Raw genomic sequence first — 22,168 nt, 5'->3', positions numbered from 1 at the left:
TGTTAATATCCGTTGATTCAGATGATTGATACTAACCTAGATATTTATGACTGGATTGTGATAGATAACCGTAGACCGTTAGTCCCGAATGGCATGATATTTCTTCTCCGCCCTAACGCCGCTGTGGTCTATCTTTAGGTTAATCTCCTTCGTCCCCACGAAATCTATCGTGAATTTCATTAAATCTAATCAATCTATCACTAAACACTTGACGAATGACTGACTTTTGAGTAAGATAAAGTGTTATATTTTATCGACAAATTCATTTTTTAGGAGAAATTTTTTATGCGATTTCATTTAATGCTAAACATTTCCGCTCGTAACTTATCAAGACTACGGCTGTTACGTACGATTTCAATAACATTGTTCGGCTGCGTTATCTTTGCTATTTTGGGTTTTCCAGCATTCCAATTCGAATCGAATTTCGGTAGAAATATGAACGGTGCTCAGTTTGTTACGGTCGCACCTGATGGAAAAGTTTGGGTTGCCGCATATTCCGACCATGAAATACGAATATATATGCCCGATGGACAAGAAGCGAGCTTTTCACCAATCAATTCTGGACTCGACCATTTAGGTAATGCGGTTAAACTCGAAAATCCATCCGGAATTGCCATTGATAAACAAGGAATAATTTATATTTCTGACGATGCAATGATCAGCCCGAAACGAATTTATAAATATAATGCCTTCGGAACAGCATTACCAGGGATAACCTTAAAATATTCACTCGGCGATATAGCTATATCCGATTCCGGACATATTTTTATCGCTGAAAAAACCGGTAACGCATTTCATGTTCTAGATGCTGATGGAAACGAACTAGAAGGGAGTCCAGTTACTATCGTTGGTAGTCGGTCAATGTTTCGCGGTATCACGGTTACTCCAGACGGCGCAACGGTCTATATTACCGCTGAAAACCCCGGGGAAGTATTAAAATTCGCTGGCAAAATTTCGGGTAATCGCGTTCAATATCAACTTGTTGGAACAGTGGCTTCAAATTTATCTCGACCGGGAGCTGTTGAGCTGGATAAAGAAGGGAGAATTTATATCGCAGAAACCGGCGCTGATCGAATTAAAGTTTTCTCATCAACTGGTATTTTTGAAACGGATATTGTCGGCGGTACTCCCGGATTTCGTTCTCCGCGTGGGATAGCTATTACTCCTGACGGAACAACATTATACATCGCGCAGTTCACTAATGCTCCTCTCCAGAAATGGTCTACGGGCATTACTGCAACTTCATCTGCGGCACCGGTAACATATCGGGTGCAAATTGCCGCATTTTCTTCCGAAAGTAAAGCGAATGGAATAAAATCGCAATTAGCTTCGCTAGGTTATAGTGGAATTAATATTGTGTTTGATGGACAGTATTATCGCGTTCAGGTCGGTAATTTCAATACGATTGACGATGCGGTTAATCTAGCGAATGATATTAATGCTCGGCTCGTTTCACCGGATTTTAGTGGATGCTGGATTATGGATAGTAACCTAAAAGCAATTAAATCAGTCCCGATAACTGGGGTTACCGCAGCTCAACCGCCAGGAACACCTATTGGTGTTGGGAATTACTGGATTCAGATAGGTGCGTATCGAGTTGAATCAAATGCGCAAGCGGTTAAGAAAGCAATCGAGAAACTCGGATTTACTAATGTCGTTATTAATCAGGAACAGAATTATCAGAAAGTACGTCTTGGTCCTTTTCCGAGTATAACGACAGCGCAACGGATTGTTGCCGCGTTGAAAGATCCGCAACGTGGATTGGTGTTCCCGGGATTAACCGGTGATTTCTGGATTTTCGCTGGTGGTGCTGGTGGCGCACCACCGCCAGCGGTAACCAAAATCGTATACCGAGTATTCATTGCATCGTTTCCTGACCAGAAAGAAGCGTTATTACAAAAAGCAAAACTTGAAGCGAAAGGATTTTGGCCTGTTTTTGTTGAAGCTGAAGAACCACTATATAACCTGCTCATAGGTGCATTTAATTCAGAAACAGAAGCTGCTGGATTAATCCCAAAATTGAAAGCTGAAGGATATACTGATTTACGGATAGTTCGTGCCGGTGAAGTTCGACCGCAGATAGCATTAACTCCTGAGCAAGAAGAACAAAAGAAACGGGAACTTACCGCAATTGCAGACCGTGCAGAAGAGTTATTTGCAAAAAAACAATATGACCAAGCGATTCTCCAATTAGAACGATTGTTGCAACTTCAGGCGGATAATACGAAAGCAATTCAGCGATTGCAAGAAGCGCACGAAAAATTAAGCGAAGAATCACGGTTGGTGCTCGAAGAACAGAAACGACGAATTGCTGAAGAAGAAGCGAAACGAAAAGAGGTAGATGCATTAAATGCAAAAGCGATGAATTTATGGGAGCAAGCCAATTATTTAGCAGCAGTCGAAACTTGGAATCAGGTTTTAAGAATTGATCCCCGTGATCCACGCGCGACACTCTACATCGCTTTAGCGAAAGAACGTCTAGCACCATTACCGGATACTAAAAAAGAAGAATTGAAAGCTAAAGCGGATAAAACTGCAGAATTGGATAAAAAATATAAAGAAGCGCGTAACCTTTACGCATCCGGTGCTGCGCAGAGTGATATTGATATCATTAATCAAGCGATTGAACAATGGCAACAAATTTTACGCGAAGATCCAAACCATATCGAAGCAAAAGAAGCTATTGCAAACGCGGAATTAAAAATAAAAGAAATCGAACAGGCAAAAAAGAGCAAACTCTGGAATTGGATTATATATATAGGTGCGGGTATTTTAATAATAGCTGGCTTAATTTTTATTGTTCCAACAATAATGAAAAGTATACTATCCCGGGAACGGAAACCGAAACCAGTTAAAGTTAAAGCGGCAGTAGTCTCGGAATCTGCTCCTGAACCAGCCAAAGTGACACCAGCGCCGACAAAACCCACTGTTGCGGAAAAGAAGAAAGGATTTTCGTTATTTGGCGGAAAGAAGAAACGAGAACTGGAAGCGAAATTAGCTGCAGAACGAGAAGCTAAAGAACGTGAAGAACGAGAAAAAGCAGCTGCTAAACAGCAGGAATATGAAAAGTGGTACCAGAAAGGACTGGATGAACTGGAGCAAGGAAAATTTGAAGATGCAATCGCCTCATTTTTACAAGCAAGCCAGATTGATCCGAACAACCCTGACCCGAAACGGAAAGCAGAGTTCGCTCGCAAATCGCTGAAAACTCAACAGGAAGCGGAAAAAGAACGGCAAAAGAAAACACCTCCAGCACCCGAACCTACTTCGACAGCTCCACCACCACCTACTCCACCACCGACACCTACTCCTGTACCACCGACAGAACCGGTTGTAGCACCATCGGAAGTCACCGCTCCGATTACTTCGGTTAGTGCACCAACGGCTCCTGGCGTAATTTTCGAACAAGATTTTGATAGCGAATCATCTGGTATGCGACCCGCTGGGTGGAACGGCGAGTTTGCTTATGCAACGATTCAGGTACAAAACTCAGTTCGTGCAAATGATACTGGAAACGCATTAAAATTTGAAAAGAAGGAAGGAAGCGGGTCAACGCATTATCGCTGTCGGTTCCCGAATGCGACCGGGAAATTTACCATTGAATTCGATTTATGTTGTGAAAAGAAAAATAAATATTTTTTAGGTGTATATCTTGAAGCGGACGAAGACTTCCGGAAAGCAGTACATACGGTTATCCATACTCCGGAAGATGGAACCCAAGCTAGTTTGCGGCTCCAAGGCGAATCAGTGCCGTATCAGTTAGGGAAATGGGTTCATATTAAGTATGAGGTTGATTTAACCAATGCGGTAGTTAATGGATATGTAGATGGAAATAAGGTAGTTACTGCAGCTCGGGTTCCAGGAACTCCAGAGGCATTAAACACGATTTCGATTCGTGATAATCCTGCTACAGTAGCGGTATTATATTTGGATAACATAAAAATTTCTAGTTAACCATAATATTCTCTAATTCGGTGCATAGTAGAAAGCATGAAATATATAGTATTAGTATTACGCACTTTATACTTTGTACCGGCAAAAGTCTATGGCTGTTATCCCGCAAGAAGTTATTGATAAAGTAAATAACAAATTAACGGCTGAATTGGTTATCGAGAAGATCGGGGTTAATCTTGCCACATGCAATATTGAAGGACAGACGATAAAATGTTTTTGTCCGATTCATAAAGAAAGTATATTTCGTTCTCTCAGTATTTATAAAGACCAGTTGCGATTTAAATGTGCGTATACACTCTGTCCAGGAAATAAAGGTGGAACGCTGCTCGATTTATACTGCTTTTCAACAAAACAACCGTTAGCGACCGCTATACTTTTCTGGGCAAAAGAGTTGAAAATAGAAGGACAACTTCCCGCAACGGATGAACTTATTGCTGATGCGATCGCGAGAGCAGAGTCATTAGTCAGTGCAGGTAAACGGGAAACAGCGATTCAAGAATTTCAAGCATTACTTGATTTTGCGCCGACAAACTGGTCGTTATGGCAGCGGATTCTTGATCTATATAAAGAAACCGGGCTGATTGACATTGCGGTTGAACGAGCGTTTTATGCGGCAAAATTAGCCGATGAGAAAAAGAACCGAAAACAAGCGATGGTTTTCCTTACGCAGTTAATCGAATGGAACCCAACCCACCTGCTCGGGAACGAATTACTCGCTGAACTTTATCTCGATGAAAAACAAACGGAAAAAGCAACCGAGTTGTGGAAAAAAATTCTTCCGGTATACATTGAGCAGAAAGAATATCAATCGGCACTCCAAATCATTGAGAAATTAATTGATTTATATCCGGATCTAACGGAATATAAGCTCCAGGGAGCAGAATTATATGCCCAGGTTGGGCAGACTGACCAAGCAATTCACGTGTTAGAAAAACTGCTTACCCAATATCAATATCAAGCGAATTTTGAGGAAACCATTAAGGTTCTAACTCGGTTAACGGAATTAGCGCCGACCGAGATTAAGTGGCAGAAACAGTTGGCTGAAGCTTATATAGCGACTGACCAAACCCAAAAAGCGGTTGGCATATTACAGCAATTAGCTGACCGGTTTGCAAAACAGAATAAAATTGCTGAAGCATTGCAGGTATTAAACCAAGCGTTTCTTGCTGACCCAGAAAATTTATCGCTCGTCGAACAGCGTATCGAATTGCTACTTGCAACCAACCAAATTCACGATGCTGCTCCGCTAATGGAATATCTTGCAGAACAATATCTGCAGAAAAATGAACTGGATAAAGTTGCAGGAATATATCAGCGACAAATTGCATTGGTCCCGCAAGATACTGACCTGCGATATAAACTGATTGATGTCTATATCAAACTTGGGAAAAAAGAGTTGGCATTTGAACAGTATCAGCAATTAGTTAATCTCTATCTTGCTGAGAATGAACCAACTTCTGCTGTAGAGATTTATCAAGCGATGTTAAAATTATCGCCTGATGATATTGCTATCCATACCGCACTAGCGGAATTATATCAGAAGTTGGAAAAGTATAAAGAAGCAATTCAGGAATATCTAGAAATGGGAACACTGCTAGAAGCAAAACGCGAGTTTAATCAAGCGATTGAAAAATACAATCAGATTATTGCGATTGATTCGGATCATATTGGCGTCCGTGAAAAACTGATTACCATATATACGCAACTCAAACAACCGGATAAAATTCGCGAGATGAAACTCGCACTCGCACAAATATATCAGAAGAAAAATGAAATAGCAAAAGCGATTGCATTAGCGCAGGAGATTTTAGCGGACGAACCCAAACATATTCCAACCTTAAGTTTACTATTAGAATGTTATCAGAGCCAGAATAAACTGACGGAAGTAGCCGCCATCTACGATAAGTTAGCCCAAGCGTATGTTGATATTAAAGATATCAATAAAGCAGCGAATATGTATCGTCGGGAGTTAGAAATCACCCCGAATAAACCGGAGGTTCTTTTGAGTTTAGCAGAGTTGCTCACGGAATTACGCGCAATATCTGAAGCGAAAAAAATCTATACGCAATTAGGCGGCATTTTCGAACAAAAACGGGATTTCAAACGCGCAATTGAAACCTACGAATACATCCTTAAACTTGACCCGAACGACTTAACGACTGCAGAGACCTTAGTTAAACTGGAAGCTACCCATGCTGGTAACTATCCAACCTTGATGCCAGTGAAACAACGCGTAAGTCATATGCTCCAATTAGCCAAAATATATCTGCAGAAGAACCTTTTCTCAGAAGCAGAAGCCCTTGCTGAACAGATAGTAAGCCTAGCCCCAGATGAAGAATCGGTTTATCGTCTGCTTGCAGATACCTACCAGAAAACCGGCAGGAAAGATACCGCCCTGCAAATCCTACTAAAATTAGTTGATGTTTTACTTGCTCAGAAGAAGTTGGATTCTGCGATAGATGAATTACAGCATATTCTCCAGATTGAGCCGAATCATTTAGAAACGCGGAAAAAATTGGTTGCTGCATATCTGAATACGAAAAATTACCAGGAAGCGGGGAACCACTTGCACATTATCGCAGAACAATATCGTTCAGCACAAGACTTACCCAATGCTATTGCAGCTTATGAACAACAATTGAAACTATTTCCCGAAAATACCGAAATCATTACTAATCTCGCTCAATTATATACAGAAACCCAGCAGATTAATTCTGCAATCAATTTATATACGCAACTCGCGAATATTTACACTAAACAAGGGGAAACTGAAAAAATTGGTGAGATTTTGCGAACCATTGTTTCCCTTGATCCAGAAAACCCAGAACGGCGTGAGAAACTCGGTCAGTTTTATCTGAAATCGGGAATGATTCATGAAGCGTTACTTGAATACGATGCACTTGCGACGTTATTTGCGCAACAGAATAAGTTTGATGATGCAATTCGGATTTTTTTAACGATGCTGAATATTGACCCGAATAATCTGCAAATTCGAGTAGTAATTGCGGAAATGTATGAACGGCGGGGAGCGTATTCAGAAGCAATCGCACAATATATGGCAATCGCGCAGGCATATCTGCAATCAGGAGATACCGATAAATCGATTGCGATATATCAGCGCGCGATTGCGCTAGACCCGGAAAACACCATGCTGTTGGAAACAGTAGCGAATCTGCATAAAACCACGAAAAAGAAATCGAGTGCTATAGAAATTTATCAGAAACTCGCAAAAACCTATTTTGAAAAAGATAAAATTAATAAGGCGAAAGAAATTTATGAAACCATTCTCGAGCTTGAACCAGAAAATGTAGAAAGTCATTCAAATTTAATAAAAATCGCTTTAATGCAAGGACGGAAATCGGATGCGGTTAAATATTCACAAGCGCTAGGTACGATTTTCTATAAACGGAAAGCGATTCCGGAAGCGATTACCGCATATCAGGAAGCGATAAAGTTCGACCCGGAAAATGTTGCACTCCGGAAAGAGTTTATTGATTTATTGTTAAATACGAAAAAAAATACTGAAGCGGTAGCACAATATCAGGAACTGGCGAAACTCTATGCACAACAAGGCAAGCCAACTGATGCGGTCAACGCGTATCGAGCAGCGATAAAACTCGATCCAGAAAATGTTGCACTCTACCTAGGACTAATCGATACACATCTGCAAGAAGGTTTAGAATTAGAGCTAGTCGATGATTATCTTGCGATCGCAGACCTGTACGTTAAAAAAGGTGAAACACAAACCGCAAAAGAATATTACGAAAAAGTCCTGCAACTTGAACCGAATAACCGCACTGCAACCAAACAACTGCGCAAATTAGGGTAATCAAAACAATTCATTGCTATCATGTCACTAAACGTACAAAAGAGATCAAGCTCACGAATTCGGATTTGTTGAATTTCCTCCTAACTATTTCAATTTCAGCAGGATAAACACTGAACTTAAACTAATCAGCCCACCAAAGAAAAATGGATAGCTATACGAAATGGAGAATAACCATCCTGCTAAAAGGGGTCCAACCACCCAGCCGAGCTGATTAATTGCCATAACTTTGCTTGTATCTAATGCACGAGTTTCCGTTCGGGAGTTTTGTTGGATGAGCGCATAATAAGCCGGAGCCCAGATACCCCCGCCAACTAAATCGTGGATGAACCAGACCCCGACTGCAGTCCATAAATAAGGTGCTGGAATTAAAGCAGTCGCAGAAATCGAGATACTTTGAATTGCGAGAAACCAGATATAAATCCATTTAAGATTTTTGGTAAGAAATTTACTTACAAAAATCATCGGCAGAGCAAGAACCACCCGGTGTAACGCAAGTATAACCGCAACAATTTGCGGGCTCGCATCGAATTTCTTCGCGAAAAATAGTGGCATAACGAAACAATGACTAGCGCTGGTTCCAATTCCACAGATGAACCCGGCAACCGCAATGATTTTCAATTCGCGCGGGAGATTGAAAAAATCATACATACGCGGATGCGGTGGAATGAATGATTCCATAAATTCGACTTTTTCTGGCTCGTGGAACCGCAATACGAATATCAGAAATGCGATAACCAGCAATCCACCAGCTATAACCAAAGACCCGCGATATCCTGTAAATAAAAGAAACCCAGCAACCAGAATTGTTCCAAGCCCTTCAGTGAAATATTCCATCCCGCGGGTTTTCCCTATCCAGTCAGTGAACCGTTTTTTATCGTGTTCATAGACTAGAACGGATTGCAGCGATTCTTTGATCATCACTGAAGTTTCCCGCACAGTTTTTAAGAAAGATTGGATAGCGACATTTGCGGTTAGCGGAGTAATCAGGTTTGCAAACGCGTTTCCGCATAATGCAAGGGCATAATATATTTTCCGACCGGAAATATCAGATAAATGTCCTATGTATATGCGCACGAAAAATATCCCTAACGCGGCAATAGCGAAAATTATACCCATATTTTGAAATGAGATATTTTGCTCGTGAAGATAATAGGGTAACGCTAGGTCATAGATACCCGTCGCTAACCCAAAAAGAATTGAAACAATCAATATAATTTGAAGATTCGGATTCATAGATTTGAGTATATATTATATCATTTATAGTTCTACCTTGCGGGCGAGGGAACTTCAGCTAGGTTAACGAAGAGTTCCTTTAGTTATACGTCCGGAAGGGTATCCCAGCAAAATCTCTTTGACACTCTGAGATTAAGCGCAATTGTTTCATCTTGTATTGAGTCATTAAAAGGTAAATTTATATTTTTAGTTGATATTATCGGAATGAATAAAAACCAAATCGGACTAGCGAATGTGTGAAAGAACGTGAGCAAAACCAGTGAAACGATTAAATTTCTAGACCTAACCTACTTGAGTAAAATAAGTCGGGGTTTGATTTTATCAAACCCCGATTCTCATTTTATCTATCAGGTAAGGTTACCTCGTTCACAATTTGACCTACAAAATTAATTACTCTTTTTCGTTAACGCCTAGACTGGCGGTATTATCCTGCATATCGAAAATAATGAACAAAGTATGGGTATCCGTTTCTGCCATAATTGACCCACTTTGACCGGAATTTATCGTTTGTTGTACATCCCATCCTTTATCAGTCAAATCCTGTTTGTATTTTCCAAAGCGTCTGCGGAGACATTCTCGAGAAGGACATTCCAACCTTTTTTATTTTTCATTTCGCTTTTAGTAACAACTTTCACTTTCCCGTAAGTGAATTCCGGCACATCAGACGGGATATCCGCAGGCCATTGTGCGGCTTTTCCGACTTCAATTTGACCGTCTTTCAATTCGATTTTTCCGCCGCTACCTTGTTTATCAACTAGTGTATGCATATCAGTTATTCCAGCTTCTTTGTTAACTTTATACGCTAGAAAGAATCTTATACCAAAAATCGCTACTGCGATAAAAAAGAATGCCGCCACTACGGCAACAACGATGATAATAATGGTTTTCTTTTGCATTCGGAGTCATCACCTCTTTTTTTAGATTTTCATTTGGTAATTTGTATATATAATACTATACACCACGAATACCTGAAAAATCGTATCGATTCGGAGTATGATAAACTTATCAGCGGATAGCAACGAAATATTGTTTGGAGTTTGACCTTGTAAAAGCAATTACCAACGTCGCATCTGGATTCGAAGCAACTGCTTCGTTAGATAGAGGGTCGATAAATCGAGTTCCTATTTCTTAGCTAATCGTGGGGTTAACAATGATTGAGTTGGTTCTTCATGTTGGTATAGGAAAACATAAATATTATCGCTATCGGTTTTCCCCGTGAAGATTACCGGCGGACCAAAATGTTGTTCAATCCAATCGAAATATTGCGGTGTCCGATATTCATAATAGCGATAATATGCGGTGATAAACCAGACTCGAGAATGTTTGGCACAGAGCCGTTGCAGTTCTTTAACCGTATTACATTTTTCAACTAACTGGATTTGTTTTGATTCTGCTTCCGGTGGAACATAATACAACACACACCATTTCGCATTATACGGTCCGACCACAATAATATCGTTATTTTCTGCGTGTGAAGCTAGATATTCAACTGCGCCACGCCAGTTCTGTTTCTCGGTTCGATAATAATCTGCAATTGGTTTTACAACCACTAGTGCAAACAATAACATGATGAACCCGGTTACGGGAAGGTAACTCTTTGATTTTCCACGAAACAACTTTCTGGTAATTCTCTCACTTGTTATACCAATTCCATAAGCAATTCCCAGAAGATATAATGGCATAATAAAACTGATATACCGAGGAAAAAATAATACTTTTGCTGGCGGAGAAAAAAGGATAATGAGTGGAATGATAAACCATAATATTAGTACCATTGCATATTTCGGATTCCGGTCAAATGCTGCAAATATTCCGATGAGATAAAAAAGGAGATAGAGATACGCTCCATAGGAGACCACCCCATATTTTTCTAGCAAATCTTCAAAAAAGCTCTGGCCAAACCAAACCCGAAATGGATATAAGGTGTTGGCGATTTCCTTTTCCGTCGGTGATACTTTAAAAGTATATTTATACGGTAACGGGGCATGGATATTTTTAGCGATAAAATCGATGAGAACCGGTAACCAAGGGAGATACAATACCATAATGACAATTAAACAAAACATTAGCGCCCCTATTTTTTTCCACAAAAACGGTTTCTGTTGTTTGTTACTTATTTTTTGTACGATAATAAATATTACCGCAATAACAAGTTCGGCGATTAATGCCCAGAATGCAAAATATGTAGTATAAATATTGAGCGCTGTAACTACAATAAACCCCAGCCAATATAGCCACGTTTTCTTTTCTTTTTCTATTGCAAGTAATAGTAGAAATAAACTGCTGATCGAAAAGAAGATGAACATCGGATACATTCTGCCATCCTGTGAATGATGTAAGAAAAACGGAGAAATGGTTAATAGTATTGCTGCGATTATTCCGGTTGACTTATTGAACCATTTGTACCCGATGAAATAAAGTAACGGAATACTAGCGGTACCGAAAACCGCGGATGGTAACCGTAACGCAAATTCACCGCGTCCGAAAACAAGAAATAAAAAATGAGCTAAATAATCGCGTAACGGTGGCGTAACATCATCTACCCGAATTGCAAATATGCGGTCAATCGGTCGGCTTGATACCAACGTAGCGATAATTTCATCTACCCAAAAACTTTTCTCGGATAACGCATAAAATCGCATACCCGCAGCAATAACCGTTATCAAACAAATGAGCCAATGTTCGAATAAAAACTTCTTTATTTCAAATTTAATATGTATCATTTGCGTTCGCTTACTGTAAACATTTAATTTTCTACGGGCTAGAACCTACTACGGTTTATTGCCCTTGCGGATATCTAGCTAAATCTAGCTGGTTAACCTCTGCCTAAAGTCAGATAAATTATAGACCAAGCATCCAATTTTTTAGGTCTATTATCTGGTCGCGAAGTTGCGCTGCTTTTTCGAAATCAAGCTCTTTCGCTGCTTGTTTCATTTTTCGTTCTAATTCCGAGATAAACCGAAATATCTCTTGGTCAGACTTAAATTCGCTCGGTAGAACGGTCTCTTTCAATCGTTGCGTTTTTTCAATTGATTTTTCAACGAGCGAATCCTGGACTCGCCGCAGTATCGTCTTGGGTACAATATTATGTTTTTGATTATATGCCAGCTGAATCTGCCGACGCCGGTTAGTTTCTTCTATCGCTTTTCGCATTGATTCGGTTAATCGATCTGCATAAAATATCGCTTGCGCTCGTTCATTTCGCGCTGCACGACCTATGGTTTGAATTAGCGATCGGTGCGAACGAAGATAACCTTCTTTATCCGCATCAAGTATCGCTACTAACGATACTTCCGGTAAATCAAGTCCTTCCCTTAATAGATTCACTCCTACCAGAACATCAAATTCACCTAATCGAAGCCCGCGTAGAATTTCAACTCGTTCTAATGTTTCGATGACCGAATGTAAGTATCGTACCCGAATTCCAAGTTCCGCTAAGTATTCGGTTAAATCTTCTGCCATCCGTTTGGTTAATGTAGTCACTAAAACCCGTTCTTTCCGTTCAATGCGGAGTCGGATTTCTTCCAGCAAATCGTCTATTTGTCCCTGCACAGGTTTCAATTTTACTTCCGGATCAAGCAACCCCGTCGGGCGAACGATTTGTTCTGCAATGTGTCCTTCCGAAACCTTCAATTCCCAATCGCCCGGCGTCGCGGAAACAAAAATAAACTGGTTTACCCGCGCGTGGAACTCATCAAAAGTTAACGGCCGGTTATCATACGCCGATGGCAATCGGAACCCATATTCAACTAAATTAGTTTTGCGCGACCGGTCACCCGCATACATCCCATGAATTTGCGGTATCGTAACATGCGATTCATCGATAACCACCAAACCATCTTCCGGTAAATAATCAACTAACGTTTCTGGCGGTGACCCTGCTGGTCGACCTGACAAATGCCGGGAATAATTCTCGATACCGTTACAATATCCTAATTCGAGTATTAACTCAATATCATAGTTAGTTCGCTGTTCTAAGCGTTGCGCTTCAACTAATTTATTTAGACGTTGAAAATAGGCTATGCGTTCCTTTAATTCTGCTTGAATATCTTTAATTGCACGTTGCAGTTGGGTATATGGAGTTACCCAATGTTTCGCGGGGAAAACGGCTACTTGCGTTAATTCATTAAGCATAATTCCCCGTAATGGGTCGATTTCTACAATCCTATCTATTTCATCACCGAAAAATTCTATCCGAAATGCAGTATCCATATCTGCAGGAAAGATTTCGATGATATCTCCCCGAACTCGAAACTTCCCGCGCGTTAACTCGGTTTCATTTCGCTCATAGAGTATATCTACCAACTTTTTAAGCACAGCATCACGGTCAATGCGCATTCCTCGTTTCAGATATACTACCATTCCTTGATATACCTCTGGTGAACCTAATCCATAGATACAAGAGACGCTAGCAACAATAATACAATCGCGCCGGGTCAATAGCGAAACGGTCGCTCGATGTCGTAGTTTATCTATTTCATCGTTAATTGAAGCGTCTTTTTCAATATAGGTATCCGTATGCGGAAGATATGCTTCCGGCTGATAATAATCATAATAGCTGACGAAATATTCTACGGCGTTCTCGGGAAAGAATTCTTTAAACTCGGCATATAGTTGAGCGGCAAGCGTCTTATTGTGAGCAATAACCAAGGTAGGCTTATTTACCTGAGCAATAACATTAGCAATCGTAAAAGTCTTTCCAGAACCGGTTACGCCCAGTAAGGTCTGGTATCGGTTATTTTGGTTAATCCATCGGGTTAGTTGTTCAATGGCACGAGGTTGGTCACCAGTCGGTTGGAAATCAGTCTTCAGCTTAAACAAAGACATAGTATTATTATACCAAAATTTCTGATTAAGCTGACGTAGGGTTTCCAATTGATAATTTTATGCTGGTGTTGGTTGATGCGACGGTTTCATTTCTTGGGTTTGCGGAACAAACGAATTAATCCATCGAACAAGAACACCTTTCTGTCCGTTTTGAGAAATGATTAACTTCCCATGAAACGTTTTATGGAATTGTTTTCCGATTTGGATAGCTAGACTAGGATGGCTGGTTTTAATCAGAATCGGATTTTGTTTCGGATTAACCAATAATATTCGCGAATAAAAATTTGTAGACCGAATCCGTTTTTCAACTTCGTGCAGTAATTGCATAGAAGCTTTTTCGTTCTGTTTGAAAAATTTCGCATCTAATAAAACGACACTGTTTCCGACTTCTTTCGTTTCCTTAGCGCAGGTCGGACAGAGGGTATAAGTAACCCGTTTCCGTAAATTCTTTGTCGGAATCCATTTATTATTGATTAAGGTCGCTTTACATTTCTTACAGACTTTCATTATCTCCTCCTAACCTAAAACCAACCTTACTCTTATATATAGGTTATCACGATATGCAAATACTGTCTACAAAAAAGTAATATTACCTAATCAAAAATGGAAAATTATCATACCATAAACGCTATTTTCGAAACAATATCCACATGAGGAAAGTTAAAATAACACTGATTACAATACAACTAGTTATCGGAAAGTAGAAAGTAAAATTCTTTTTCTGGATATAAATATCACCGGGAAGTTTGCCGATATGGAACCATTTTCCAATCGGAATTTTCTCTGAAAAATATACTAGAATCCCAATAATGACTAAACCAATACCGGTCAGAATCAGCAGTTTTGCTACAAGATGCGCTGACATAATTCCCTTACGAAAATAATTCTAACGGTTGGTTGGGTTTAACTTTCAGATGCTGTTTTGCTAACTGGGTAACAACTCTTCCTTTTGGTGTCCGATTCAAAAATCCAATTTGGATTAAAAAAGGTTCATAGATATCTTCAATCGTTTCAGTGTCTTCACCTAGGGCTACACCCAACGTATTTATCCCAACCGGTCCTCCGTTAAATTTCTCGATTATCGTCATGAGAAATTGCCGATCCATAACATCAAGACCGAGCTCGTCGATATCAAAAAAGTGCAATGCTTGACTAGCGGTTTCTTTGGTTATTTTTCCATCTGCTTTGACTTCGGCATAATCCCGAACCCGACGTAGTAACCGATTCGCTATCCGTGGTGTATTGCGTGAACGTTTAGCGATTTCTTCTGCTCCAGCGGTATCAATTGGAATATTCAGGATTCGCGCTGACCGCTGGACTATCTGAAACATATCAGCCACGGTATAAAAATCAAGTCGGCTGATTATGCCGAACCGACCACGTAATGGCGCAGTTAACATCCCAGCTCGAGTCGTTGCGCCAACCAATGTAAACCGCGGGATATCAAGTTTAATTGCTTTCGCATGCGGCCCTTCTCCGATAACAATATCAATTTTATATTCTTCTAATGCGGGATAGAGACATTCTTCAATCGTTCGATTCAACCGATGGATTTCGTCAATAAACAGCACATCTCCTTCCTGTAAATCAGTTAAAATCGCCGCTAAATCATCTTTCCGTTCGATAATCGGTCCGGACGTTGCTCGAATATTGACCCCTAACTCATGCGCAATAATATGCGCTAATGTAGTTTTTCCTAATCCGGGCGGACCATGCAGTAAAACGTGGTCTAACGCTTCTCTTCTTCCTTTAGCAGCAGAAATGAACACCTCAAGATTATCTTTTATCTTCTGTTGTCCGATAAATTCCGACAACCGCTGCGGACGTAACGTCTGGTCAAGTTTCCGCTCTTCCTCATCAAGTATTCTCGAATTGATTAATGGATTAACGGTCATAATATTTCAAATGGTAGATTACAGATAGCGGTTAACCGCTATTTCTATCCATTTCGATGTTTTAGCCCTTCTTTAATCAACGCCTCGACCGTAGCCGTAGTCCCGATGATTTTATATGCTTTTTCAATAGCATTTTTCGCTACCGCAGGTTTGCACCCAAGCGCGATTAGCGCTTCAATTGCATCTTCGATAATCGCAGATAATCCCGCTTTTTGCGTTTCCGCTGGCGGTTGTAGTTTGTTTAATACGGTTCCGATTTTCTCTTTCAACTCAAGAATCAACCGTTGTGCAGTTTTAGGTCCTACTCCCTGAATATCAGTTAAGGTAGCCAAATCCTCATGAACTATTGCATAGCAAAAATCATACACCGGTAAACTGGATAGTATCCCTAACGCTGATTTTGGACCGATATTATTGATTCCGATTAATACTTCGAATAACTGTTTTTCCGGTTCGGTAGCGAATCCATATAATGTAATCGCATCTTCCCGAACGGTCATTACGGTATAGAGTTTAACCGTTTCGCCTATTGCTGGGAGTGCGTCGTAAGTAAACAACGGGATATGAACTAGGTATCCGATTCCGTTAACTTCGATGATAACTTGCGTCGGTGATTTTGCGCTAATTTTTCCGGTTAATGAACCAATCATTGGTTTAGAATAAATACGAACTATTGTATGTTTCGAATTAATCGGTCAAATGTATATGCATGCGCATGACAAATAGCTACCGCTAACGCATCTGCGGCATCGTCTGGTTTCGGAATCTGGGGTAAGCGAAGCAGGACTTTAACCATCTTTTGAATCTGGTCTTTACTTGCTCGGCCATAGCCAACCACCGCAAGTTTGACCTGGAGCGGAGTGTATTCTCGCACTTCCAAATTATGTTGCACCGCAGTCAAAAGAACCACTCCGCGCACTTCTCCAATTTGAACTGCAGTTTTAACATTTTTACTAAAAAATAATTCTTCTACCACTACAACTTCAGGGCTATATTTACCTAATATATCCGTCAGCTCTCGATATATCTGTTCAATCCGTTGTGGTAATGAAAGTTGCGTCGTGGTTCGGATACAGCCGAACTCAACCAACTGGAGTTGATTATTCTTTTGCAGGTCAATAACACCAAACCCTAACGTAGCTAAACCCGGGTCTATCCCTAAAATACGCATGGGGTATTATGCATATTCCTCTCTACAAGGTGATACAGTGACTAATAGTATTTTTACGCTGCGATTCGCTGCATTACTTCTTCAGAAATATCGAAATTCGCATACACATTCTGGACATCATCGTGGTCTTCTAATGCTTCCATTAATTTCAGCATCTGTTCCGCTTCTTTATCTTCTAACCGAACAGTACTTTGCGGGATCATCGTTAATTTCGCTGACGTAAATGGAATATTCGCTTTTTGCAAAGCAGCTTTAACCTTTTCAAAATCCTGTAGTGAAGTAATCACTTCAAAAACATTATTCTCAGATTTTACATCTTCAACGCCGGCATCAAGCGTTGCCGCTAAAATATCATCTTCAGTTACGCCCGGAGCTTCAATAACAATCAATCCTTTTTTATGGAATAGCCAGCTTACACAACCGACTGCTCCTAAACTTGAGTTATGTCGCGTGAATATACTACGAATTTCTGACGCAGTCCGATTCTTATTATCAGTCTGACATTCCACTAACACTGCTACGCCACCAGGTCCATATCCTTCATAAGTTACTTCTTCATAATTTACGCCTTCAAGTTCACCAGTCCCTTTTTTAATTGCACGAATGATATTATCTTGCGGCATATTTGCGGCGCGGGCTGATTCTATTGCGGTTCGTAATCGCGGATTCGCGTTCGGGTCACCGCCACCCATTCGCGCCGCTATAGTAATTTCGCGAATTAGCTTCGTAAATATCCGACCACGGCGTGCATCTAACAGACTTTTTTTATGGCGAATCGTTGCCCACTTCGAATGGCCTGACATAATCGACCCTCCTTCTTAATAAGGTGCTATCGGATAAAAAAGTTACTTTTTAAAGCAATATATTATAAATTAAAACAAGTGGATTCGGGTAGGTGCAGCTTATTCTAGTATGGTTGAACCTTAGATTCGGTATAAATCGTTTTCCTTTTTCTATAGTTTTTCAATCTTTTGGACTGCGAAAGTTTGTTTTCGCTTTGTGGTTCCGAAGCTAGTTTCGCAATCATATTCGCAATCATATTCAATACTATTAATATTATGCAAGGCAAATTGCATTAAATCATAGCGGGAACAACAAGCTAGCGCACGCCGACGGAGTTAGTGTTATACTTTTAAAATATCCCCTAATGAATGTATGTCAACATTCTTCCTTTTAATCTTATCATACATCAGATGACACCAAGGACAAACGGTAATTATACAATCAACATTAGCGCAAACATATCTTTCTATTTGTCGGGATGCGATTTCTTTTGCTACCGCAGGAAACAAGAATCCATTAATACCCGCCTGCCCGCAACAGGTTATCGCATGGTTCAGTTCAACATAATTCTTTACTGATTCAGTAAACAAAGTATTGATATTCGGAACAAATGCTACCCCACGATGTAAATAACACGCCGGTTGATATCCTACCCGATTCTTTTTAGTTATGTTCGAATTTAAATTACCACCAGATATTGCGACCACTTCTGCGATATGGCAAATATTAAACGGAATCCGTCTCGCTATTCTACTCCATTGATTCCGAATCATTACCACGCAATGCGGACAACCGGTGATAATCGTTCGAACGCTATACGATTTAAATATCGCAATATTCTTTTCAATTTTATCTTTCGCAGAACGAATCGCACCGAATGATATCGCTGGCATCCCGCAACATTCTTGCTCTTTCGGAATAATAACTTCATACCGATTCGCTACTAACCAGGCAACATTTTTTTCTGCGGTCTCCGGATATCCTATATCCATTAGACAGCCTACGAAATACCCGACCCGTTCTTTCGCATTTTTCTTCCCTACTCGTTCAGGAATAGAAGTTAAAAATGCTGTTCTTTGTTGTATTCGACCAAACTGATTCGCAAGATATTCTTTCCAAACTTCTGATGTCGACGAATACGGGATTTCTCTCATTTCGAATTTCTTACCTCTGGTCACTGGAATTTGCTCTCTCGCCCAAGTAAACACTTCATTAAGCGCAATATTACTCGGACAAACTTCTTCACACGCTCGACAGGATAAACAGCGATATACATGCGTAACGTATTTATCGGTTATTGCGAGGTTCCCAGTATGTACCGTTTTGATGAGTTCAAGTAACCCGCGGGCAGTATCACATTCATTTGCGGTTATCCAATATGTCGGACATACCGCTAAACATTTCCCGCATTGGTTACACTTATTGATTTCAGCTAGTATTTTCCCGAAAACTTTCAAGTTCATAGACTTTTACTTGCTTATTTATAGAATATCTTCCCTGGATTCAAAATATTATTTGGGTCGAATAACTTCTTGATTTCTTTCATCAAACGCAATTCCGCTGGCGGTATTTCCCAACTGAGATAAGCGGATTTAGTATTCCCGATACCATGTTCACCGGATAAGGTTCCCCCGAGTTTGAGTACAACTTTAAAAATCTCTTCTACCGCTTTATGCCCACGCGCAATTTCTTGTGTATCATCGGGATTAACCATAACATTGACATGGATATTCCCATCGCCAGCATGACCATAGTTAACAATCGGAACCCGATATTTCTTCTCGATTTGTTGAATAGCGATAAATAACCGCGCTAATTCACTTCGTGGCACGCAAATATCTTCATTAATTTTCTTACCTGCAATTCGGGTTATCGCTGGCGAAACTGCCCGACGTAGCTCCCATAACCGTTCGCGTTCTTCAGCATTTTTAGCGACGCGAATCGTAAGCGCATTATGCTTTTTACAAATACATACTATCTGACGGATAACTTGCTCAATCTGTTCTGGGAGCCCGTCTTCTTCAATGAACAGAATCGCACCAGCTTGTTTCGGCAGTCCGGTAGGTTTATATGCTTCAATACATTCGATGGTTCTCTGATCCATCAACTCTAACGTTGATGGGATAACCGATTGCGCTACAATATCAGAAACCGTTTCCGCAGCGTTAGTTATCTGCGGGAAAACCGCATACATTGTTTTACGTGCAGGCACTTTCGCAATCAACCGCAAAACCGCTTTGGTAATAATCGCTAGTGTCCCTTCCGAACCGACCAGCAATCGAGTTACATCGTAGCCGCTAACACTTTTAACCGTTTTTGCGCCGGTATGGATGATTTCACCAGTCGGCAGAACCGCTTCAAGCTGGAGAACATAATCTCGGGTTACTCCATATCGGCACGCACGTAACCCGCCAGCATTTTCAGCGATATTCCCGCCGATAGTCGAGAAATCAGCACTAGCAGGGTCAGGTGGATAAAATAACCCTTGAGATTCAACGAATTTTTGTAATTCCGCTACGAAAACGCCTGATTCGACTGTTACCGTATGATTAGCTTTATCGAGTTCTAAAATGCGATTTAACCGCGTTAAAACAAGCGCTATACCCTTTTTAATTGGAACCGAACCGCCGGTTAACCCGCTACCAGCCCCACGGGGATATACCGGAATCCGAAATCGGGTAGCTAATTTCATTATTCGACTGATTTCATTAGGGTTAGCTGGTTTAACCACATAATCTGGTTGAACTCGTTGGCCAGTAGCGTCATACGCATAGCAGATTCGGTCTTCTAAATCCGCAGTTGCATATTTTTCCCCAACAATACCTTGTAATTTATATAGTATATCCTGCTTATACATTTTGACTTTATAATGGATTAATTGGTAGCAATAGTGGAGTATAGTGAGAATTGAACGGTTCAATTCTCACTATACTCCCTAGTTATATACCGAAAAATGCTGTTCTTTGACGAAAATAGAGATAAAAAAATCTATGCGACTCAACGAAATTATCTCGAGTCGCATAGATATTGTACCGCTAAATTCTATATTCTGCCTACTATTTTTGCTTGTATTCTATGAAACTTCACTAAATACCAGAGATAGTTATTCTGGGCTAATGCCCGATATAAGTTTTGAGTTATGAACTCCCTATCTTAAAGATAGAGGTTAATTAACCATAATACATTGAATGTCCCGAGTTTCAACTCAGGAAGTTTAACTGGAAGAGATAAATTATTGTTTCCTGCAAGGTTCCTTGCTTTTAGTTTTTTGCTTCTCGTTTCTAGCTTTAGTTTCTCTTATGCAGGTTTACTCCCGCTAGATAATAGAGAACCACCGCCAGCGGATTCCGCAGGTTTTTTCTGCGGTTCAGCCGCTGGTTCTTCTGACTTGCCCATCGAACAATGCCCTTCAAAAACGACACCTTCAGCGATAATCAATCGTGGCGTTTTAATATCACCGAACATTTTCCCTTGCGACTGGATTTCAAGCCGGTCTTTAGCGATAACGTTCCCGACAACTTTCCCGCTAATTTTAACTTCACCAGCGGTAATATTCGCTTTAATTGCAGCTTGTGCACCTATGGTAACCGTATCTTTAACTACGATATCGCCTTCAAAATCGCCATCGATTTGAACCGATGATTCCGATTTAAGTGTTCCTTTAAAACTCGATCCCTGCGCAATAATCGTTATATTTTTTTCTGCCATAGGACTATACTCCTTTTGCATTGATGAAGTTGTTACTCCTGCTGAATTAGATTTTGGAATAGAACTTGTTGATGTAGGTTGTTGTGCTGGTGAAGATGCTGCTGGTTTATCTCGACCCAGAAACATTAGAACCTCCTCTGTAATAATTTTACATATTCACTTAGCAATGTTCAATGTTCAAATAACTCATTTTATTTAAATGTCTCGATATACGAAATTACTGTTTATGATACTACCTGACGCTATCTTTTGTCAAATCAATACAATAAAAAATTTTGTAGAGATAGAGTTTTCTTTTCTAATAACCAGCTTTTACGCAATTTTAGGATTTGGAAGTTAAAGAAACCATCAAAGATGTATGCATAAGCCATTTCACTTAACTAAAGCCAAGATGCTATATCATTTCAGGAACAGGTTCAGCGAACGAAAACCGATTCATAAAACAAACTTACCATTGTTCAGTTTGATTATTCGCAAATAAACATAAAAAGTATCACCGGCTGGTAACCCAGCCGGTATTCTTCTCCTAGCGCCTCACAGGAAGCGACTTTTGGAGAAGTACTGTTGGTTATCAATCGGTATCAAGGAGCGCAGTTTTTTTACAGGCTACCAGCCTGAGGTACTTCACTGCTTATCCGGCGATTATACATTTCCTTCGATGATAGCGATTTCTTCCGGGGTTAACTCGTAGAGTTGATATACCACTTTATCTATCTGCCGTTCCAGCTCGTGTACTTTGGCTTGTTTTTCTCCGGATTGGTTAAATAA

16 protein-coding genes are annotated in these 22,168 nt (G+C 40.3%); 2 read left to right on the top strand and 14 right to left on the bottom strand.

Annotation, left to right across the window (positions count from 1 at the left end; all coding sequences use genetic code 11):
- The first annotated feature begins 285 nt into the window (after positions 1-285).
- Complete coding sequence (locus tag N3A72_09095; protein MCX7919740.1) at positions 286-3,954, top strand: SPOR domain-containing protein; 3,669 nt, start codon at positions 286-288, stop codon at positions 3,952-3,954.
- Positions 3,955-4,045: 91 nt separating this feature from the next.
- On the top strand, positions 4,046-7,783 hold the full coding sequence (locus tag N3A72_09090; GenBank protein MCX7919739.1) for a tetratricopeptide repeat protein: 3,738 nt from the start codon (positions 4,046-4,048) through the stop codon (positions 7,781-7,783).
- Between the two features lie 84 nt (positions 7,784-7,867).
- Here N3A72_09090 and N3A72_09085 read toward each other — a convergent pair whose 3' ends face one another.
- From N3A72_09085 to N3A72_09020, 14 genes are all read right to left on the bottom strand, one after another.
- Positions 7,868-9,016, bottom strand: coding sequence for an MFS transporter (locus tag N3A72_09085; protein ID MCX7919738.1), 1,149 nt, complete (start codon positions 9,014-9,016; stop codon positions 7,868-7,870).
- Positions 9,017-9,406: 390 nt separating this feature from the next.
- Positions 9,407-9,553, bottom strand: a complete 147-nt coding sequence (locus N3A72_09080) for a hypothetical protein (protein ID MCX7919737.1) — start codon at positions 9,551-9,553, stop codon at positions 9,407-9,409.
- Positions 9,550-9,912 carry a hypothetical protein gene (locus N3A72_09075; protein ID MCX7919736.1) on the bottom strand — a complete coding sequence of 121 codons (363 nt, stop codon included), beginning with the start codon at positions 9,910-9,912 and terminating at the stop codon, positions 9,550-9,552. The genes N3A72_09080 and N3A72_09075 overlap by 4 nt, the downstream gene beginning before the upstream one ends.
- A gap of 225 nt (positions 9,913-10,137) precedes the next feature.
- On the bottom strand, positions 10,138-11,739 hold the full coding sequence (locus tag N3A72_09070; protein ID MCX7919735.1) for a glycosyltransferase family 39 protein: 1,602 nt from the start codon (positions 11,737-11,739) through the stop codon (positions 10,138-10,140).
- A 118-nt stretch (positions 11,740-11,857) separates the two neighbouring features.
- Positions 11,858-13,843 carry an excinuclease ABC subunit UvrB gene (gene uvrB / locus N3A72_09065; protein ID MCX7919734.1) on the bottom strand — a complete coding sequence of 662 codons (1,986 nt, stop codon included), beginning with the start codon at positions 13,841-13,843 and terminating at the stop codon, positions 11,858-11,860.
- A 57-nt stretch (positions 13,844-13,900) separates the two neighbouring features.
- Complete coding sequence (locus tag N3A72_09060; GenBank protein ID MCX7919733.1) at positions 13,901-14,350, bottom strand: hypothetical protein; 450 nt, start codon at positions 14,348-14,350, stop codon at positions 13,901-13,903.
- A 121-nt stretch (positions 14,351-14,471) separates the two neighbouring features.
- Positions 14,472-14,708 (bottom strand): DUF2905 domain-containing protein, encoded by a 237-nt coding sequence (locus N3A72_09055; protein ID MCX7919732.1) that lies wholly within the window; start codon positions 14,706-14,708, stop codon positions 14,472-14,474.
- 7 nt (positions 14,709-14,715) lie between these two features.
- A complete protein-coding gene (ruvB, locus tag N3A72_09050; GenBank protein MCX7919731.1) occupies positions 14,716-15,738 on the bottom strand; it encodes a Holliday junction branch migration DNA helicase RuvB in 1,023 nt (340 codons plus the stop codon).
- A gap of 44 nt (positions 15,739-15,782) precedes the next feature.
- Positions 15,783-16,388 (bottom strand): Holliday junction branch migration protein RuvA, encoded by a 606-nt coding sequence (gene ruvA / locus N3A72_09045; protein MCX7919730.1) that lies wholly within the window; start codon positions 16,386-16,388, stop codon positions 15,783-15,785.
- Between the two features lie 20 nt (positions 16,389-16,408).
- A complete protein-coding gene (ruvC, locus tag N3A72_09040) occupies positions 16,409-16,909 on the bottom strand; it encodes a crossover junction endodeoxyribonuclease RuvC (GenBank protein ID MCX7919729.1) in 501 nt (166 codons plus the stop codon).
- Positions 16,910-16,962: 53 nt separating this feature from the next.
- Positions 16,963-17,712, bottom strand: coding sequence for a YebC/PmpR family DNA-binding transcriptional regulator (locus tag N3A72_09035; protein ID MCX7919728.1), 750 nt, complete (start codon positions 17,710-17,712; stop codon positions 16,963-16,965).
- Between the two features lie 321 nt (positions 17,713-18,033).
- Positions 18,034-19,155 (bottom strand): (Fe-S)-binding protein, encoded by a 1,122-nt coding sequence (locus N3A72_09030; GenBank protein MCX7919727.1) that lies wholly within the window; start codon positions 19,153-19,155, stop codon positions 18,034-18,036.
- Between the two features lie 14 nt (positions 19,156-19,169).
- Positions 19,170-20,549 carry an FAD-binding protein gene (locus tag N3A72_09025; protein ID MCX7919726.1) on the bottom strand — a complete coding sequence of 460 codons (1,380 nt, stop codon included), beginning with the start codon at positions 20,547-20,549 and terminating at the stop codon, positions 19,170-19,172.
- 440 nt (positions 20,550-20,989) lie between these two features.
- Positions 20,990-21,526: a polymer-forming cytoskeletal protein gene (locus N3A72_09020; protein ID MCX7919725.1), complete on the bottom strand. Its 537-nt coding sequence runs from the start codon at positions 21,524-21,526 to the stop codon at positions 20,990-20,992.
- Between the last annotated feature and the right edge of the window lie 642 nt (positions 21,527-22,168).

It is taken from the genome of bacterium (genome assembly GCA_026416715.1).
Taxonomy (GTDB): domain Bacteria; phylum UBP4; class UBA4092; order JAOAEQ01; family JAOAEQ01; genus JAOAEQ01.
The sequence above is the reverse complement of the archived record's forward strand: the minus strand, read 5'-3'. Positions and strand labels throughout refer to the sequence as shown.

Bases quoted from the DNA above. Each gene is read 5' to 3' on its own strand.
- N3A72_09095 (MCX7919740.1), top strand. From the start codon at position 286: ATGCGATTTCATTTAATGCTAAACATTTCCGCTCGTAACTTATCAAGA.
- N3A72_09090 (MCX7919739.1), top strand. From the start codon at position 4,046: ATGGCTGTTATCCCGCAAGAAGTTATTGATAAAGTAAATAACAAATTA.
- N3A72_09085 (MCX7919738.1), bottom strand. From the start codon at position 9,016: ATGAATCCGAATCTTCAAATTATATTGATTGTTTCAATTCTTTTTGGG.
- N3A72_09075 (MCX7919736.1), bottom strand. From the start codon at position 9,912: ATGCAAAAGAAAACCATTATTATCATCGTTGTTGCCGTAGTGGCGGCA.
- N3A72_09070 (MCX7919735.1), bottom strand. From the start codon at position 11,739: ATGATACATATTAAATTTGAAATAAAGAAGTTTTTATTCGAACATTGG.
- uvrB (MCX7919734.1), bottom strand. From the start codon at position 13,843: ATGTCTTTGTTTAAGCTGAAGACTGATTTCCAACCGACTGGTGACCAA.
- N3A72_09060 (MCX7919733.1), bottom strand. From the start codon at position 14,350: ATGAAAGTCTGTAAGAAATGTAAAGCGACCTTAATCAATAATAAATGG.
- N3A72_09055 (MCX7919732.1), bottom strand. From the start codon at position 14,708: ATGTCAGCGCATCTTGTAGCAAAACTGCTGATTCTGACCGGTATTGGT.
- ruvB (MCX7919731.1), bottom strand. From the start codon at position 15,738: ATGACCGTTAATCCATTAATCAATTCGAGAATACTTGATGAGGAAGAG.
- ruvA (MCX7919730.1), bottom strand. From the start codon at position 16,388: ATGATTGGTTCATTAACCGGAAAAATTAGCGCAAAATCACCGACGCAA.
- ruvC (MCX7919729.1), bottom strand. From the start codon at position 16,909: ATGCGTATTTTAGGGATAGACCCGGGTTTAGCTACGTTAGGGTTTGGT.
- N3A72_09035 (MCX7919728.1), bottom strand. From the start codon at position 17,712: ATGTCAGGCCATTCGAAGTGGGCAACGATTCGCCATAAAAAAAGTCTG.
- N3A72_09030 (MCX7919727.1), bottom strand. From the start codon at position 19,155: ATGAACTTGAAAGTTTTCGGGAAAATACTAGCTGAAATCAATAAGTGT.
- N3A72_09025 (MCX7919726.1), bottom strand. From the start codon at position 20,549: ATGTATAAGCAGGATATACTATATAAATTACAAGGTATTGTTGGGGAA.
- N3A72_09020 (MCX7919725.1), bottom strand. From the start codon at position 21,526: ATGTTTCTGGGTCGAGATAAACCAGCAGCATCTTCACCAGCACAACAA.